A 14,690-nucleotide genomic window follows, 5' to 3' on the forward strand; every position below is an offset into this window, starting at 1 on the left:
TGTCGTGACCAGTGCCTGTCACCCGATCCGCTGGAGCCAGCCGTGCGGGTCGGGGGCACGGCCGCGCTGGAGGTCGGTGAGGCGCTGGAGCAGGCGGGCGGTGGTCTGGCCGGTGGCGCCGGTGCCAAGCGTGAACTGATAGTCGGGGCCGGCAACGGTGCCGATCGGGGTGACGACGGCGGCGGTGCCGCAGGCGAACGATTCCACGCACACGCCGCTTGCCGCGTCCGCGCGCCACTGGTCGATCGTGTAGGGCTCCTCGCGCACGGTCAGCCCCTCGTCGCGGGCGAGCTGGATCAGCGAGGCGCGGGTGATGCCGGGCAGGATCGTGCCGGTGAGCGGGGGCGTCACCAGGCTGCCGTCGTCCATCACGAAGAAGATGTTCATGCCGCCCAGTTCCTCGATGTAGCGGCGCTCCGCCGCGTCGAGGAAGACTACCTGGTCGTGGCCGCGGGCGACCGCGTCCGCCTGCGCGACGAGGCTGCTGGCGTAATTGCCGCCGCACTTCGCCTCCCCCGTGCCGCCGGGCGCGGCGCGGGTGTAGTCGTGGCTGACCCACAGCGAGATCGCGCGGGCGCCGCCCTTCCAATACGCCCCGACCGAGGAGGCGAGGACGCAGAAGAGGTATTCGGCGGCGGGCTTGACGCCCAGAAACACCTCGCTCGCGATCATGAAGGGGCGGAGGTAGAGAGCCCCGCCCTCCACGTCCGGGATCCAGTCGCGGTCGGCGCGGACGAGCTGGCGGCAGCTCTCGACGAAGAGCACGTCGGGCAACTCGGCCATCGCCATGCGGCGCGCGGAGTTGCGGAACCGGGCGGCGTTCGCCTCCGCGCGGAACAGTGCGACGCCGCCGTCGGCGAGCTTGTACGCCTTCAGCCCCTCGAAAATCTCCTGCGCATAATGGAGCACGGCGGTCGCCGGATCGACGCTCATGGGCGCGCGGGCGATGATCTTCGCGTCGTGCCAGCCGCGGTTGGCGGAATAGCGGACGGTCGCCATGTGATCGGTGAAGACGCGGCCGAAGCCGGGATCGGCGATGAGAGCGGCGCGCTCGTTGACGGCGAGCGGGCGAGCGTTGGGCTCAAAGGCGAAGCTGGTCATGGTCGGCGTTCCCGAAGCGCGGCTTGCGCCGGGGGTAAGAGCGGTGGCAGAATTGGTCAACATGGCTGGCCCAATCCCCGACGGGGGCCGCGCGGCCTCCCCCCTCTTCCTCACCGAGCCGGAGATCAGGCGCGGGATCGAGCTGCTCTACTTCGGGTACAGCAACCTCACGCGGTCGATCGACGCGGGGCTGGCCGAGCGCGGGCTGGGACGTGCGCACCACCGCGCGCTCTACTTCATCGCGCGGCGCCCGGGGCTGCCGGTGGGGGAGCTGCTGGCGCTGCTGGCGATCACCAAGCAGTCGCTCGGGCGGGTGCTGACCGAGCTGACCGAGCGCGGCCTGGTGGAGACGCGCGCGGGGCAGCGCGACCGGCGGCAGAAGCTGCTGACGCTGACGGCGGAGGGGACGGCGCTGGAGCGGGAGCTCTACGCGGCGCTGAGCACGCGGATGGCGGCGGCGTACTCCAGCGCGGGCCAGGGCGCGGTGGGCGGCTTCTGGGCGGTGCTGGAGGGGCTGATCCCGGAGCGCGAGCGGGCCACGGTGGCGGCACTGGGCGGGTGAGGTGCGTCCGGTTGTCCTGAGTAGCGACTGAGCGTAGGCGAAGGCGTATATCGGAGGAGGTTTCGAGCGAAAGCCTTACTTCGATACGAGCCTTCGATACGCTCCGTGCCGCAGCTACTCAGTCTCTACTCAGCACGAACGGTGGGGAGGGCTGCACTCCCGTGTAGGCGGGAGTGCAGCCCAAAGATCACGCCAGCTTGAAGCCTTCCTTGTTCATGGCAAGAGTCAGCTGCTTGTTCTTCTCGGCCGAGAGCTTCGCCTTGACGCGGGGGAACAGGTCCTCCTCCTCCTCCCTCATGTGGTCCTCGATGTCGGCGCGGAACTTGGCGACGGTCGTGAGGAACTGGTCCGAGTTGTTGGGCATGTTCTCCAGCTCGTAGAGATACTGCTTCACATAGCCGTGCTCGGCGTTGAGCTCGTCGGCGCCGGCGACCTCGCCCGCCTCGCGCAGCGCGGGGTAGATCACATTCTCCTCCTCCAGCGCGTGCTTGGCGAGGGCGTGCTTCATCTGGGTGAGCAGCACCGAGCGCTTGACGGTATTGGTGCTGTCGGTCGCCTGGAGCGCGTCGAACAGCTTCAGCACCGCCTTGTGCTCGGCGGCGAGCGCCTGATCCCAGTCGCCGGCAAGCGCGGTCGGCGCCTGCACCGCGGCCTTGCGGCCGAGCATCGCGAGCACGCCGAGCGCGAGGCCGCCAGCGGCGGCGCCGGCGAGCGCGCCGTAGTTGGTCTCGGTCGCCGCGGACTTGGCGGCGGGCTTGCGGGTGCGGGTGTTGGTGGTGGCCATGATTACCTCCCAATGGGTGAACTTGGCCGCTCAACCCGCTGGCAAGTGAGGCGTTCCTATTGCGAGTTGATCGCGGCGAGCTCGCCGTTGCGGCGCTCCGCGGCAGCAAGGGTCGCGCGAAGCAGCGTGCGGAGCGCCTGCTCGTCATCGAGTACGTCGAGGCCGGCGCGGGTCGATCCGCCCTTGCTCGCGACCTGATTAGCGAGGTCACCGGGCGTAGCGTCCGCAGCGGCAGCGAGTGCCGCCGCGCCGCCAACGGTCGCGAGCGCGAGTCGGCCCGCCTGATCGGCGGACAGGCCGAGGTCGGCGGCGGCGGCGGCGAGGGCGTCGATGAAGCGGTAGAGAAAGGCGGGGCCGCTGCCGGCGAGCGCGGTGACGAGGTCGAAACTTCCCTCATCGACCCACTCGACCAGCCCGAGCGGCGCCATCAGGCGTCCGGCAGCGGTGCGAGCCGCGTCGTCAGCCGTGCGGGCCGTGAGCGCGACCACGCCCTTCCCCAGCCGGACCGGTAGGTTGGGCATCGCGCGGACGATCGCGGCGGCGGGACAGGCGGCGGCGAGCGCCTCCTCCCGCACGCCGGCCAGAATCGAGAGCAGCAGCGCCGGGCGGGCGACAGCGAGCGGGGTCGCGGCAAGCTGCGGGAGTTGCTGTGGTTTGAGCGCGAGCAGCACGGTGTCGAACGGCTCGGCGGGGATCGCGGGGACGACGGCGACCCCCGGCGGCATCGCGCGACCGCTGGGGCTCACCACCGTGACTTGCTCAGGCACGAGGCCGATGTCCAGCCAGCGGGCGAGCATCGCCCCGCCCATCGCACCCGCGCCCACCATCAGCAGACGCCCGTCGAGCAGGTCGCTCAAGCCTCGCCCTGAGTGTCGATCAGCGCGGCGGCAAGCGCGTCCTTGGGGCTCTTCCCGCCCCACAGCACGAACTGGAAGACAGGGTAGAAGCGTTCGCACTCCTCGATCGCGCTTTCGACCAGCATCTCGCCCGCGTCGAGGCTGAGCGCCGCGCCCTCCTCCCCGCCGAAGATCGCGGCGTTGCGGTAGAGCAGGATGCCGCTCGAGGACCAGAGCTCGAAATGGCCGATCCAGAGCTGCTCGTTAACGAGCCCGATCGTCTCGTACATCGCGCGGCGCATGTGCTCGGCGACGCGAACGTCGGGAAAGGCGAGGAATTGGAGCACCGCATCCTCTTCGCGCCAGATTGCGCGAAGCTCGTACTCGGTCCAGCTGCCCTTCACCTTGGCGACGATCTCATCCTCGTCACGCTCGAAGGACCAGCCGTGCGCGGTAAAATAGCGCTCCAGCATGTCGATCGGCGCGTCGTCGTCGCGATCCTGTTCCAGTTCGTCCAACATCAGCTGCTCACCCCGATAGCGGGGACATGCCAACCACCCCGCGCCTGCACAAGCAGCGGCGCGGACGGTGCCGGGGAAAGCTGTGGAAAGATGCCGCTCAGCCGCCGGCGGGCGGCGTCGGCGGCACGGGTGGCGTCGGCGGGACCGGCGGCACCGGCGCGGCGGGAACCTGCGCGCCCTCCAGCGTCGCGAGCCGCGCCTTCAGCGCATCGACCTCATCGCGGGCGACGGCGGCCATCGCCTTGACCGCGTCGAACTCCTCGCGGCTGACGAAGTCCATGCCGCCAATCCAGACCTTCAGATGCTCGCGCGCATTCTCGCCCGCCTCACGCCCGACTCCGGCCATGGTGCCGGCGGCGCCGTTCATGAACTTCACGAAATCATCGAACAGGCGGTTGTCGGACTGCATGCGTGTAAACTCCTCAGATCGTCATCTGGGTAGTTGCGCCGCTCGGCACAAGGTTCTCCGCGTCGGGGTTCAGGCGGTGGATGTCCCACAAGAGCGCGCCGGCAAAGGCGATCCAGGCGAGATAGGGCACCAGCAGCCAGCCTGCGGTGCGGCGCACCCGGCCGAACAGGATGCAGGTCACCAGGGCGGTCGCGAACAGCGCAGCGATGAGCAGCAGCGACGCGGTGATGCGGTGCGCGCCGAAGAACAATGGCGTCCAGGCGAGATTGAGCGCGAGCTGGACGACGAACAGCAGGAGCGCGAGGCCCCTGCCCCGCGCGCGGCGCGCGTTGATCACCATCGCGAGCGCGAGCCCGAGCAGCACGTAGAGGATCGACCAGACCACCGGAAACGCCCAGTTCGGCGGATTGGCGGGACCCTTCACGAGCGCCTGGTACCACGCGTTCTCGTCGCCGGACGGTGCGAGGCTGGCGGAGGCGAAGCCGAGCAGCAGGACGAGCGGCACGGTAACGACCGCCCAGCGCAGATAGGCGGCCCGAAGCTGGCCCTTGGACGCGAGTTCCCGCAACGTGTACCGCCCCTCTTCGCTGATGATCGGTCGACGCTTACTCCGTCGGCGCAACCATTGAAGCGGCTGGCACGAGACGTACGGCAGCTATCGCCGCCGCTAATCTAGCGCAAGCACCTCGTCAGTCACGGTACCCCGCGAGCAGGAACTCGACATTGCCCTCCGGCCCGGTGATCGGGCTCGGAATGACCGCGTCGACGCGCCACCCCTGCGCGCCCACCCATGCCGAAACCTCGTCGCAGACGCGCGCGTGGACGGCGGGATCGCGGACGACGCCACCCTTCCCCACCTCCTCGCGGCCGGCCTCGAACTGCGGCTTGATCAGCGCGAGCAGGCGGGCGTCGGGGCGGGTGAAGGCAAGCGGCACCTCCAGCACCTTGGCCAGGCCGATGAAGCTCGCGTCGCACACCACCAGGTCGATCGGCTCGGGGATGTGCGCGGGCGTGAGGACGCGCGCGCTGGTCTGCTCGAGCACGACGACACGCGGGTCCTGGCGCAGCTTCCACGCGAGCTGGTTGGTGCCCGAATCGACCGCGTAGACGCGCGCCGCGCCGCGGGTGAGCAGCACGTCGGTAAAGCCACCGGTCGAGGAGCCGACATCGATCGCGACCGCGCCGGTCACGTCCCAGCCCATGTGATCGAGGCCGTGAGCCAGCTTGATCCCGCCCCGCGACACCCAGGGGTGATCGCGCCCGCGTACCTCCAGCGGCGCATCGGGCCCAAGCAGCTGACCGGGCTTGTCGATCTTGCGGTCGCCGGTGAAGGCGAGTCCCGCCATCACCAGTGCCTGCGCGCGGGTCCGGCTCTCCGCCAGGCCGCGGTCGACGATCAGCTGGTCGGCGCGGACCTTGCCGGCCATGCGCCGACGCGGATCAGTTGGTCGGGGTGGTGGCCGGCGTCGTCGGGACCGGGCCGGGCTCGACGGTGCCGGGCGCGTCGCCGGGATTGGTGACCGGCGCGGGCGGCTCGCTGCCCCCAACCCGCGGCGGCGGGGTGGTTTGCGGGGTGAGCGGCGGCTGCGCCTGCGGCGGGAGCACCGGATACTCCCCGATCAGGTCATAGGCGCGCTTGTACCAGTCGGTGCCGGGATAGTTGGCGCCGAGCACGGCGGCCGACTTCTTCGCCTCCTCCCGCAGCCCGAGCGAGAGGTAGGTCTCGACCAGCCGCATCAGCGCCTCCGGCGTGTGGGTGGTGGTCTGATACTGGTCGATCACCGAGCGGAACCGCATGGAGGCGGCGAGCCACTGGCCGCGCCGCTCATAGAAGCGGCCGATCTCCATCTCCTTGCCGGCCAAATGGTCGCGGACCAGATCGACCTTCAGCCGCGCGTCGGCGGCGTAGCGGGTGTTCGGGTAGCGGCGGCCGAGCTCGCCCAGCGCATCGAGCGCCTGCTGCGTGATCTTCTGGTCGCGGGTCACGTCGCTGATCTGCTCGTAGTAGCTGAGTGCGATCAGGTAATAGGCGTAGGGCGCGTCGCGGTTGCCGGGGTGGACCGACAGGAAACGCTGCGCCGACTGGATCGCCTGGGTATAGTCGCGGCTGAGATAATAGCTGAACGCACCCATCAGCTGCGCGCGGCGCGCCCAGATCGAATAGGGATGCTGACGCTCCACCTCGTCGAACAGCGCGGCCGCGACCTTGTACTCGCCGCGGTCGAGCCGGGCGCGCGCCGTCGAGTAGAGCGTGCCCACGTCGCGCGCGACATAGGGCAGGTCGGCGCGATTGTTGTTGTTGCGCGCACAGCCGGCGGTGGCGAGCAGGCTCAAGGTGACGGCGGACAGCGCGACGGCGCGGAGACGGGAGGTACGCATGCGGCCTTCCACTTACCGGCGCGGCACCGTGCGAACAATGATTTTCGTGCGCGCGCGGGTCCGCTAGAGGAGCGGTGCCCGCACCCGTCGGGTCGCCCAACCACGAGGACCCGCGCATGACTGCCACGCTGCTTGCCACCCACCGCGTCGAGAAGCCGTGGGGTCGCCACACCTTGTGGCCGGGGTTTGCCGATCCGGCACCAGGTGGCGAGCCGATCGGCGAGGTGTGGTTCCAGACGCCGGGCGATGCCGCGCCCGACCTGCTGATCAAGTACCTCTTCACCTCCGAGAAGCTGTCGATCCAGGTCCACCCGGACGACGAGCAGGCGCGCGCCCGCGGGCTGCCGCGCGGCAAGGACGAGTGCTGGCTGATCCTGGCGGCCGAACCCGACTCGACCATCGCTATCGGGACGCACGAGGTGGTCGACGGCGAGACGCTGCGGGCGGCGGCGCTCGACGGGTCGATCGAGACCCTCGTCGACTGGAAGCCGGTCAAGGCCGGCGACTTCTTCTATTCGCCATCCGGCACGATCCACGCGATCGGTGCGGGGATCACGGTGATCGAGGTGCAGCAGAACTCCGACACCACCTATCGCCTGTACGACTATGGCCGGCCGCGCGAGCTGCACCTGGACGACGGGGTCGCGGTGAGCGACGCGCGGCCCTTCGTGCCCCAGCCGGCGCCGGGCCGCGTCGCCGACGACCGCACGATCCTGGTCGAGGGTCCGAAGTTCGTGCTGGAGCGCTGGACCCCGGGGCACCGCCGCTTCGTGCTGCCAGAGGGCACGACCGGCTGGCTGATCCCGGTGACCGGCGGCGGCGCGGCGGACGGAACCGGATTCGAGGCGGGCGATTGCCTGACGCTCGAGGGCGCGTGCGAGGTGCATGTGCGCGAGGACAGCGACGTGCTGCTCGCCTATCCGGGCACCGCGCGGATCGAGCTGTCGCAAGGGTGAACGCGAGGTAGTTTTTCGTTCACGCAACGATTGCGCGGCGACGGTCGTTACGGACCCACTCTACAACATGGAGCAAGGTTCATGCGTACGACGATCCTGTTTGCCGCGCTCGCCGCGGTCACCTTGCCGGCGGTGCCGGCGGCCGCGCAGTCCAACCCCAACGCCGAGTATCGCCGCGAGGTGCGCGATGCGCAGCGCGACTACCGCCGCGACCTGCGCCAGGCCGATTCGCGCCGCGACGTCCGCGAGGCGCGCCAGGAGTATCGCCGCGAGGTGCGCGACGCGCGGCAGGACCGCCGCCGCGACTGGCGCCAGTATCGCAACTACGACTACAACCGCTTCGAGCGCGGCCAGCGCTACTATTACGCGGACAACTACTACCGCGACGGCCGCTACTATCAGCCGCGGCGGCTGACGCGGAACGACCGCATCTACCGCGGGAGCAACGGGCGCTATTACTGCCGCCGCAACGACGGAACGACCGGACTGATCATCGGCGGCGTCGCGGGCGGGCTGCTCGGCAACGCGCTGGACAACGGCCGCTCGAGCCTGCTCGGCACGCTGCTGGGTGCGGCCGGTGGCGCGGCGCTCGGCCGGTCGGTCGACCGCGGTCAGGTGAGCTGCCGCTAAGCGAGTTCGGACGCTGAACGACGGCCCGGTGCTCAAGGGAGCGCCGGGCCGTTCGCGTGACTACTGCCCGCGAGCGCCCGCGACCTGGGCGGTGCCGTCGCGCGCGATCGAGACGATCCACACCGCCCCGCCCTGGCAGGTCGCGACCCAGGTTGGCGTGCCGTTCGCCGACACGTCGTCGCGGCGCTCCGACCCGGTCACGCCCTGGCAGTCGCGGCCTGCGTCGCGGATCGCGCGGATGAAGACGGCGTTGCGCTGCTTGTCATCCAACACTGCGATCTGCTGCTGAACGTCGCTGAGCGGCTGCGCGGTAGGAGTTGCCTTTGGCGCCGGCGAATCGCCGCCGCCGCATCCCGCCAGCATCAGTGCCGCCACCACGATCAGCCGCATCGTCCCTCTCCTCTTAGCGAGCGGCGAGCGCGGCCTGCGCCGCCGCCAGTCGCGCGATCGGGACACGATAGGGCGAGGCGGAGACGTAATCGAGCCCGACCTGCTCGCAAAAGGCGATGGACGCGGGATCGCCGCCGTGCTCGCCGCAGATGCCGAGCTTGATGTCCGGCCGCGTCGCGCGACCGCGCTCGGCCGCCAGGCTCACCAGCTCGCCGACGCCCTCGACGTCGAGGCTGACGAACGGGTCTTTGGCGTAGATGCCCTGCTCCACGTACCCCGACAGGAAGCGCGCTGCGTCGTCGCGGCTGACGCCGAGCGTCGTCTGGGTGAGATCGTTGGTGCCAAACGAGAAGAATGCTCCAGCCTCGGCGATCTCGCCCGCCTTGAGCGCGGCGCGCGGCAGCTCGATCATGGTGCCGACGAGGTAGTCGATCCGGCGGCCCTTCTCCGCGAACACCGCCTCCGCAGCACGATCGACCACCGCCTTCATCAACTCCAGCTCGCGCTTGGTCGCGACCAGCGGGATCATGATCTCCGGTACCGGCGCATCGCCCGACTTCTCGGCGACGAGCACCGCGGCCTCGAAGATGGCGCGCGCCTGCATCTCGTAGATCTCGGGATAGGTCACGCCCAGGCGGCAGCCGCGGTGGCCGAGCATGGGATTGAACTCGTGAAGCTCGGCGGCGCGGCGCTTCAGCGTGTCGACGTCGAGCCCGGCGGCGGCCGCGACCTCCGCGAACTCCACCTCCTCGTGCGGCAGGAACTCGTGGAGTGGCGGGTCGAGCAGGCGGATGGTGCAGGGCAAGCCCACCATCACCTCGAAGATCTCGACGAAATCGCTGCGCTGCTCGGGGAGCAGCCGGTCGAGCGCGGCGCGGCGGCCGGCCTCATCTGACGCCAGGATCATCTGGCGAACCGCGGTGATCCGCGCGGCGTCGAAGAACATGTGCTCGGTGCGGCACAGTCCGATTCCCTCCGCGCCGAACTCGCGCGCGGTGCGGCAGTCGAGCGGAGTCTCGGCGTTGGTGCGGACCTTAAGCCGGCGGACCTTGTCGGCCCAGGCCATCAGCGTGCCGAAGTCGCCGACCAGCTCGGGCTGGATGGTGGGGACGGCGCCCGCCATTACCTCTCCGGTCGAGCCGTCTATGGTGATGACCTCACCGGCCGCGATCACACGGTCGCCGATCCGCATGCCGTCCTTGCCGATCGAGAGCGCGCCCGCACCCGACACGCACGGGCGCCCCATGCCGCGCGCGACCACCGCGGCGTGGCTCGTCATGCCGCCGCGCGCGGTCAAGATGCCCTTGGCCGCGTGCATGCCGTGGATGTCCTCGGGCGAGGTCTCGACCCGAACCAGGATCACGTCGCGACCGGCCTGCGCCGCCTCCTCCGCTGCGTCGGCGGTGAACACGACCGCGCCGGACGCGGCACCGGGCGACGCGGGCAGCCCGGTGGTGAGCACGTCGCGCGGCGCGGCGGGATCGAGCGTCGGGTGCAACAGCTGGTCGAGCGCGGCCGGATCGACGCGGGCGACCGCCTCCTCCTCGCTGATCAGCCCCTCCCCCGCCATGTCGACCGCGATCTTGAGCGCGGCCTTTGCCGTCCGCTTGCCCGATCGGGTCTGGAGCATCCAGAGCTTGCCCTGTTGCACCGTGAACTCGATGTCCTGCATGTCGCGGTAGTGCCGCTCCAGCAGGTCGAACACGCGGGCGAGCTCGCCGTAGACCTGCGGCATCGCCTCCTCCATCGACGCGGCGCGGGCGCCCGCCGCCTCGCGCGCGGCGCGGGTCAGGTACTGGGGCGTGCGGATGCCGGCGACGACATCCTCGCCCTGTGCGTTGATAAGAAATTCGCCGTAGTAGGCGTTGTCGCCCTTGGCCGGATCGCGGGTGAAGGCGACGCCGGTCGCCGACGTGTCACCCATGTTGCCGAACACCATCGCCTGGACGTTGACGGCGGTGCCCCAACTCGCCGGAATGTAGTTGAGGCGGCGGTAGACCTTGGCACGCTCCGACTGCCAGGAACCGAACACCGCGCCGATCGCGCCCCACAGCTGATCGTGGACGTCCTGCGGGAACGGCTTGCCCCACAGTTCCTCGACCAGCGCCTTGTACTCGGCGACAAGGCTTCGCCAGTCGGCGGCGGTCATGTCCGTATCGAGGCCGTAGCCCTGGTCTTCCTTCGCGATCTCAAGCGCTTCCTCGAACCGGCTGTGATCGAGTTCGAGGACTACGTCCGAATACATCTGAATGAATCGGCGATAGCTGTCCCAGGCGAAGCGCGGGTCGCCGGATGCGGCGGCGAGGCCCTCCACGGTTCGGTCGTTAAGGCCGAGGTTCAGCACCGTGTCCATCATGCCAGGCATCGACGCCCGCGCGCCCGAGCGGACGGAGACGAGCAGCGGATCGGCCGCGTCGCCGAAGCGCTTGCCGGTGATCTCCTCGATGTGCGCCAGCCCGTCGGCGACCTCGTCGCGCAGGCTGTCCGGGAAGGCGCCGCCTTCCTCGTAATAGCGGGTGCACATCGCGGTCGAAATGGTGAAGCCCGGGGGCACCGGCAGGCCGATCGAGGCCATTTCGGCGAGGTTCGCGCCCTTGCCGCCCAGGAGATTGCGGTCGCCACCGCCCCCATCCGACACGCCGCCGCCGAAGCGGTAGACGTAGCGCTGGTCGTTCGCGGCAGCGCGCGGGGCAGTGGCCATGGTGATCTCCTCCGGGTGTTCTGTTGTTTGGCGCGTTGTGCGCCGCAACAGAGCTAAGTTCAACCCGGGCGGGACCGCCACTGTCTCGCTTCGACCCGTTGGGAGCGCTACCCCTCGATCTTCGAGAAATCGGCAACCGCGTGGACGGCCGCGCGGACGCGGGCGAGCAGCCCGAGCCGCGCCTCGCGCCTGGCCGGATCGGGGTCGTTGACGGTGACGCTCTCGAAGAAGGCGTCGATCGGCGCGCGCAGCTCGGCGAGGGCCGCCATCGCGCGGGCGAAGTCCTCCTGCTCGACTGCGATGCGGGCGAGCGGCTCGGCGCGGTCGAGTGCCTCGATCAGCGCGAGTTCGGCGGGTTCGGGATCGTAGCCGAGGTGCCGGACGCGGCGCTGGTGCGCCCACTCGCCCACCGTGTCGCGGAAGTCGGCGTCCTCGACGAGGACCAGCGGGTCCTCCTCGCCGGTCTCCGCCACGCCCTGGTGATCGCGCGTTTCCGCTTCTTCATCGGCGGGCGGAGGGGTGTAGCCCTCCTTTTTCAGGATGTTGGCGGCGCGCTTGTACCCGGCGAGCAGGTTCGCACCGTCGTCGGTCGCGACAAAGGCCTGGAGCGCGTGAACGCGGGCGAGCAGGCGGACGAGGTCGTCCTCCCCGCCCAGCGCGAACACCGCGTCGATCAGGTCATGGCGGACGCCGGCCTCGCGTTGCTGGACTTTGAGGCGGTCGGCGAAGAAGGCGAGCACGTCGCCGCTTGCCTGACTGCCGAGTGGAAATCGCAAGCGGTTGTCGAGGATTAGCGCGATCACGCCCAGTGCCGAGCGCCGGAGCGCAAACGGATCCTTAGAGCCGCTCGGCTTCAGGTCGGCCGCGAAGAACTGCGTGATGCTGTCCAGCTTATCCGCCAGGCTCACCGCAACCGTCACCGGATCAGTCGGGACCTCGTCGCCTTGGCCGACCGGCTTGTAGTGGTCGCGGACGGCGGCCGCGACCGCCGAGTCCTCGCCCTGCGCGGCGGCGTAGTAGCCGCCCATCAGGCCTTGCAACTCGGGGAACTCGCCAACCATGCCGGTGACCAGGTCGGCCTTGGCAAGCCGTGCGGCGCGTTCGACCTGGTCAGCCAATCGGGCACGATCGGCGGGGCTGAATGCCGGCGGCTCGGGCGCGTGGATCGGCTGGTCGCCCGTCGTCTCGGCGAACGGCTCTCGTTCCGGCGCAGCGGCGCGGCCGACCATGCCCTCCTCGACCAGCCAGCGAGCGAGCTTGGCGACGCGGTCGACCTTGTCCGCGACGGTGCCGAGCTTCTCGTGGAAGACGATCTTCTCGAGCTTGGGCGTCAGGTTCTCGAGCCGGGTCTTTTGATCGGTCTCGTAGAAGAAGCGCGCGTCGGAGAGGCGGGCGGCGAGCACCTTGCGGTTGCCCTCGACGATCTTCGCGCCGCCGTCGCGCGGCTCGATGTTGGCGACGCAGATGAAGGCGTTGGCGAGCCGCCCCGCGCCGTCCTGGCAGACGAAATACTTCTGGTTCACGCGCGCGGTGAGCTGGATCACCTCGGGCGGCACGCTCAAGAAGTCGGGGTCGAACCGGCCGAGGAGCGGCACCGGCCACTCGATCAGGCCCGCGTTCTCCGCGAGCAGCCCCTCGTCGCGGATCAGGGTGAGGCCGGCCTGGGCGGCGAGCGTCGTCGCGCCGGTGGCGATGATGCCCTCGCGCTCGTCCTGGTCGACGATCACGTGGCAGGCGCGCAGCTTCTCCACATAGTCAGCGGCCGAGCCGATCGTGATGACGCCGGGATGGTGGAAGCGGTGGCCGACCGTCGCCGCGCCGCTGGCGATGCCGGCGACCTCGCACGGCACGATGACGTCGCCGAACAGCGCGACGATGCCCTGCAGGGGACGCACCCAGCGGAGCGACTCGGTCGAGAGCGAGGCGTCCCCCCAGCGCATCGACTTGGGCCAGGGAAAGGCGCGGACGATCGCCGGGATCGCCTCGGCGAGCACGTCGGCGGTGGCGCGGCCGGGGCGCTCGATCACCGCGTAGTAGACGCCGTCGCGCTCCGTCAGCTGATCGGCGGTGAGGCCGGTCTTGCGGAGGAAGCCGTCGAGCGCTTGCGGGGGGGCGCTGCTGCGCGGGCCCTTCAGCTCCTCGCTGACGGCCTCGGTCGCGTCGGGCAGGTCGCGGGCGATCAGCGCGAGGCGGCGCGGCGTCGCGTAGGTGGTGAGGTCGCCCGCGGTCAGGCCGGCCTTGGCGAGCTCGGCCGCGAACAAGCGGGCGAGGTCCTCGCGGGCGCGGGCCTGCATGCGGGCCGGGATCTCTTCCGAGCGGAGTTCGAGGAGGAAGTCGGTCACGCTACGCTCCAGTTCGGATGGCGCGACTTCCAGCCTTCCGCGTTCTTATCCATCCACTTGGCGCAGCTGCCCTTTGCGAGGTCGCGGACCCGGCCGATATAGGCCTGGCGCTCGGCGACGGAGATGACGCCGCGCGCCTGGAGCAGGTTGAAGAGGTGGCTGGCCTCGATCGCCTGCTCGTAGGCCGGGATCGGCAAGTCGGCGGCGAGGCTCCGCTCGCACTCGGCCGCCGCCTTGCGGAACAGGTCGAACAGCGCGTCGGTGTCGGCGACCTCGAAGTTCCAGGTCGACATCTGGCGCTCGTTCTCTAGGAACACGTCGCCGTAGGTGACGCCAGCGTCGTTGAAGGCGAGGTCGTAGACGTTGTCCTTGTCCTGGATGTACATCGCGAGGCGCTCGAGCCCGTAGGTGAGCTCGCCCGCGACCGGCTTGCAGTCGAACCCGCCCATCTGCTGGAAATAGGTGAACTGCGTCACCTCCATCCCGTCGCACCACACCTCCCAGCCGAGCCCCCAGGCGCCGAGCGTCGGGCTTTCCCAGTCGTCCTCCACGAAGCGGATGTCGTGGGTCGCGAAGTCGATGCCGATCGCCGCGAGGCTGCCCAGATACTGCTCCTGGAGGTCGGCGGGGCTCGGCTTCAGGATGACCTGGTATTGGTAATAGTGCTGGAGCCGGTTCGGGTTCTCGCCGTAGCGGCCGTCGGTCGGGCGGCGGCACGGCTGAACAAAGGCGCAATTCCACGGATCGGGCCCGAGCGCGCGGAGCGTCGTCGCGGGGTGAAACGTCCCCGCCCCCATCCGCATGTCATAGGGCTGCAGGATCACGCAGCCTCGCGCCGCCCAGTAATCGTGGAGCGTCAGGATCATGCGCTGGAAGGAGAGCGGGCCGGTGTCTGTCACGGTCGGCGCGTGTGCCGGATGGCGCCGGGAGGGTCAAGCAAGCGGCCGTCTGATGACAGGTTCGCAAAACTTTCTGTCAGGCGTTGTTGACATAGAAGAGGATTGTAGACATTTAGTCATGGTCACCTGACATACGGTCAGGCGACAGTGACAAGGAACCTGCGCCATGCCAGAGGAGGA

Annotated in this window: 15 protein-coding genes; 3 read left to right on the forward strand and 12 right to left on the reverse strand. The window is 69.7% G+C overall.

What is annotated here, in order from left to right:
* Window positions 1-18: 18 nt before the first annotated feature.
* Entirely contained in the window at window positions 19-1,101 is a 1,083-nt protein-coding gene (locus CRO12_RS00065) for a branched-chain amino acid aminotransferase (RefSeq protein WP_097062026.1), read from the reverse strand.
* A 61-nt stretch (window positions 1,102-1,162) separates the two neighbouring features.
* Here CRO12_RS00065 and CRO12_RS00070 point away from each other — a divergent pair, with 61 nt between their 5' ends.
* Window positions 1,163-1,663: a MarR family winged helix-turn-helix transcriptional regulator gene (locus CRO12_RS00070; protein ID WP_097063229.1), complete on the forward strand. Its 501-nt coding sequence runs from the start codon at window positions 1,163-1,165 to the stop codon at window positions 1,661-1,663.
* 187 nt (window positions 1,664-1,850) lie between these two features.
* Here the strand turns inward: CRO12_RS00070 and CRO12_RS00075 are convergent, their stop codons facing one another.
* From CRO12_RS00075 to CRO12_RS00105, 7 genes are all read right to left on the reverse strand, one after another.
* A complete protein-coding gene (locus tag CRO12_RS00075) occupies window positions 1,851-2,447 on the reverse strand; it encodes a hemerythrin domain-containing protein (RefSeq protein ID WP_097062027.1) in 597 nt (198 codons plus the stop codon).
* A gap of 56 nt (window positions 2,448-2,503) precedes the next feature.
* A complete protein-coding gene (locus CRO12_RS00080; protein WP_245858075.1) occupies window positions 2,504-3,304 on the reverse strand; it encodes a pyrroline-5-carboxylate reductase family protein in 801 nt (266 codons plus the stop codon).
* The gene (locus tag CRO12_RS00085) at window positions 3,301-3,804 is read right to left on the reverse strand and encodes a type III secretion system chaperone family protein (protein ID WP_097062028.1); all 504 of its coding nucleotides are present in this window, start codon (window positions 3,802-3,804) and stop codon (window positions 3,301-3,303) included. The genes CRO12_RS00080 and CRO12_RS00085 overlap by 4 nt, the downstream gene beginning before the upstream one ends.
* A gap of 97 nt (window positions 3,805-3,901) precedes the next feature.
* Window positions 3,902-4,213 (reverse strand): accessory factor UbiK family protein, encoded by a 312-nt coding sequence (locus CRO12_RS00090; RefSeq protein ID WP_097062029.1) that lies wholly within the window; start codon window positions 4,211-4,213, stop codon window positions 3,902-3,904.
* Between the two features lie 13 nt (window positions 4,214-4,226).
* A complete protein-coding gene (locus CRO12_RS00095) occupies window positions 4,227-4,781 on the reverse strand; it encodes a TspO/MBR family protein (protein ID WP_097062030.1) in 555 nt (184 codons plus the stop codon).
* Window positions 4,782-4,902: 121 nt separating this feature from the next.
* Window positions 4,903-5,640 carry a TlyA family RNA methyltransferase gene (locus CRO12_RS00100; RefSeq protein ID WP_179640761.1) on the reverse strand — a complete coding sequence of 246 codons (738 nt, stop codon included), beginning with the start codon at window positions 5,638-5,640 and terminating at the stop codon, window positions 4,903-4,905.
* A 13-nt stretch (window positions 5,641-5,653) separates the two neighbouring features.
* Window positions 5,654-6,592, reverse strand: coding sequence for an outer membrane protein assembly factor BamD (locus CRO12_RS00105; protein ID WP_097062031.1), 939 nt, complete (start codon window positions 6,590-6,592; stop codon window positions 5,654-5,656).
* Between the two features lie 116 nt (window positions 6,593-6,708).
* Between CRO12_RS00105 and CRO12_RS00110 the strand changes: the two genes are divergently transcribed.
* Window positions 6,709-7,548 (forward strand): class I mannose-6-phosphate isomerase, encoded by an 840-nt coding sequence (locus CRO12_RS00110; RefSeq protein ID WP_097063232.1) that lies wholly within the window; start codon window positions 6,709-6,711, stop codon window positions 7,546-7,548.
* A gap of 81 nt (window positions 7,549-7,629) precedes the next feature.
* On the forward strand, window positions 7,630-8,178 hold the full coding sequence (locus tag CRO12_RS00115) for a glycine zipper 2TM domain-containing protein (protein ID WP_097062032.1): 549 nt from the start codon (window positions 7,630-7,632) through the stop codon (window positions 8,176-8,178).
* Between the two features lie 60 nt (window positions 8,179-8,238).
* Here the strand turns inward: CRO12_RS00115 and CRO12_RS00120 are convergent, their stop codons facing one another.
* The 4 genes from CRO12_RS00120 to CRO12_RS00135 form a co-directional block, all read right to left on the reverse strand.
* Window positions 8,239-8,568 (reverse strand): hypothetical protein, encoded by a 330-nt coding sequence (locus CRO12_RS00120; RefSeq protein ID WP_097062033.1) that lies wholly within the window; start codon window positions 8,566-8,568, stop codon window positions 8,239-8,241.
* A 13-nt stretch (window positions 8,569-8,581) separates the two neighbouring features.
* Window positions 8,582-11,269 carry a pyruvate, phosphate dikinase gene (ppdK, locus tag CRO12_RS00125; RefSeq protein ID WP_097062034.1) on the reverse strand — a complete coding sequence of 896 codons (2,688 nt, stop codon included), beginning with the start codon at window positions 11,267-11,269 and terminating at the stop codon, window positions 8,582-8,584.
* A 107-nt stretch (window positions 11,270-11,376) separates the two neighbouring features.
* Window positions 11,377-13,611 carry a glycine--tRNA ligase subunit beta gene (glyS, locus tag CRO12_RS00130; RefSeq protein WP_097062035.1) on the reverse strand — a complete coding sequence of 745 codons (2,235 nt, stop codon included), beginning with the start codon at window positions 13,609-13,611 and terminating at the stop codon, window positions 11,377-11,379.
* Complete coding sequence (locus tag CRO12_RS00135) at window positions 13,608-14,477, reverse strand: glycine--tRNA ligase subunit alpha (RefSeq protein WP_097063233.1); 870 nt, start codon at window positions 14,475-14,477, stop codon at window positions 13,608-13,610. The genes glyS and CRO12_RS00135 overlap by 4 nt, the downstream gene beginning before the upstream one ends.
* Window positions 14,478-14,690 lie beyond the last annotated feature (213 nt).

Origin of the sequence: Sphingomonas guangdongensis (genome assembly GCF_900199185.1) — a bacterium.
GTDB lineage: Bacteria > Pseudomonadota > Alphaproteobacteria > Sphingomonadales > Sphingomonadaceae > Sphingomonas > Sphingomonas guangdongensis.

Excerpts from the sequence above, each read along its gene's own strand:
- CRO12_RS00065 (WP_097062026.1), bottom strand. The coding sequence starts at position 1,101 with ATGACCAGCTTCGCCTTTGAGCCCAACGCTCGCCCGCTCGCCGTCAAC.
- CRO12_RS00070 (WP_097063229.1), top strand. The coding sequence starts at position 1,163 with ATGGCTGGCCCAATCCCCGACGGGGGCCGCGCGGCCTCCCCCCTCTTC.
- CRO12_RS00075 (WP_097062027.1), bottom strand. The coding sequence starts at position 2,447 with ATGGCCACCACCAACACCCGCACCCGCAAGCCCGCCGCCAAGTCCGCG.
- CRO12_RS00085 (WP_097062028.1), bottom strand. The coding sequence starts at position 3,804 with ATGTTGGACGAACTGGAACAGGATCGCGACGACGACGCGCCGATCGAC.
- CRO12_RS00090 (WP_097062029.1), bottom strand. The coding sequence starts at position 4,213 with ATGCAGTCCGACAACCGCCTGTTCGATGATTTCGTGAAGTTCATGAAC.
- CRO12_RS00100 (WP_179640761.1), bottom strand. The coding sequence starts at position 5,640 with ATGGCCGGCAAGGTCCGCGCCGACCAGCTGATCGTCGACCGCGGCCTG.
- CRO12_RS00105 (WP_097062031.1), bottom strand. The coding sequence starts at position 6,592 with ATGCGTACCTCCCGTCTCCGCGCCGTCGCGCTGTCCGCCGTCACCTTG.
- CRO12_RS00110 (WP_097063232.1), top strand. The coding sequence starts at position 6,709 with ATGACTGCCACGCTGCTTGCCACCCACCGCGTCGAGAAGCCGTGGGGT.
- CRO12_RS00115 (WP_097062032.1), top strand. The coding sequence starts at position 7,630 with ATGCGTACGACGATCCTGTTTGCCGCGCTCGCCGCGGTCACCTTGCCG.
- CRO12_RS00120 (WP_097062033.1), bottom strand. The coding sequence starts at position 8,568 with ATGCGGCTGATCGTGGTGGCGGCACTGATGCTGGCGGGATGCGGCGGC.
- ppdK (WP_097062034.1), bottom strand. The coding sequence starts at position 11,269 with ATGGCCACTGCCCCGCGCGCTGCCGCGAACGACCAGCGCTACGTCTAC.
- CRO12_RS00135 (WP_097063233.1), bottom strand. The coding sequence starts at position 14,477 with ATGATCCTGACGCTCCACGATTACTGGGCGGCGCGAGGCTGCGTGATC.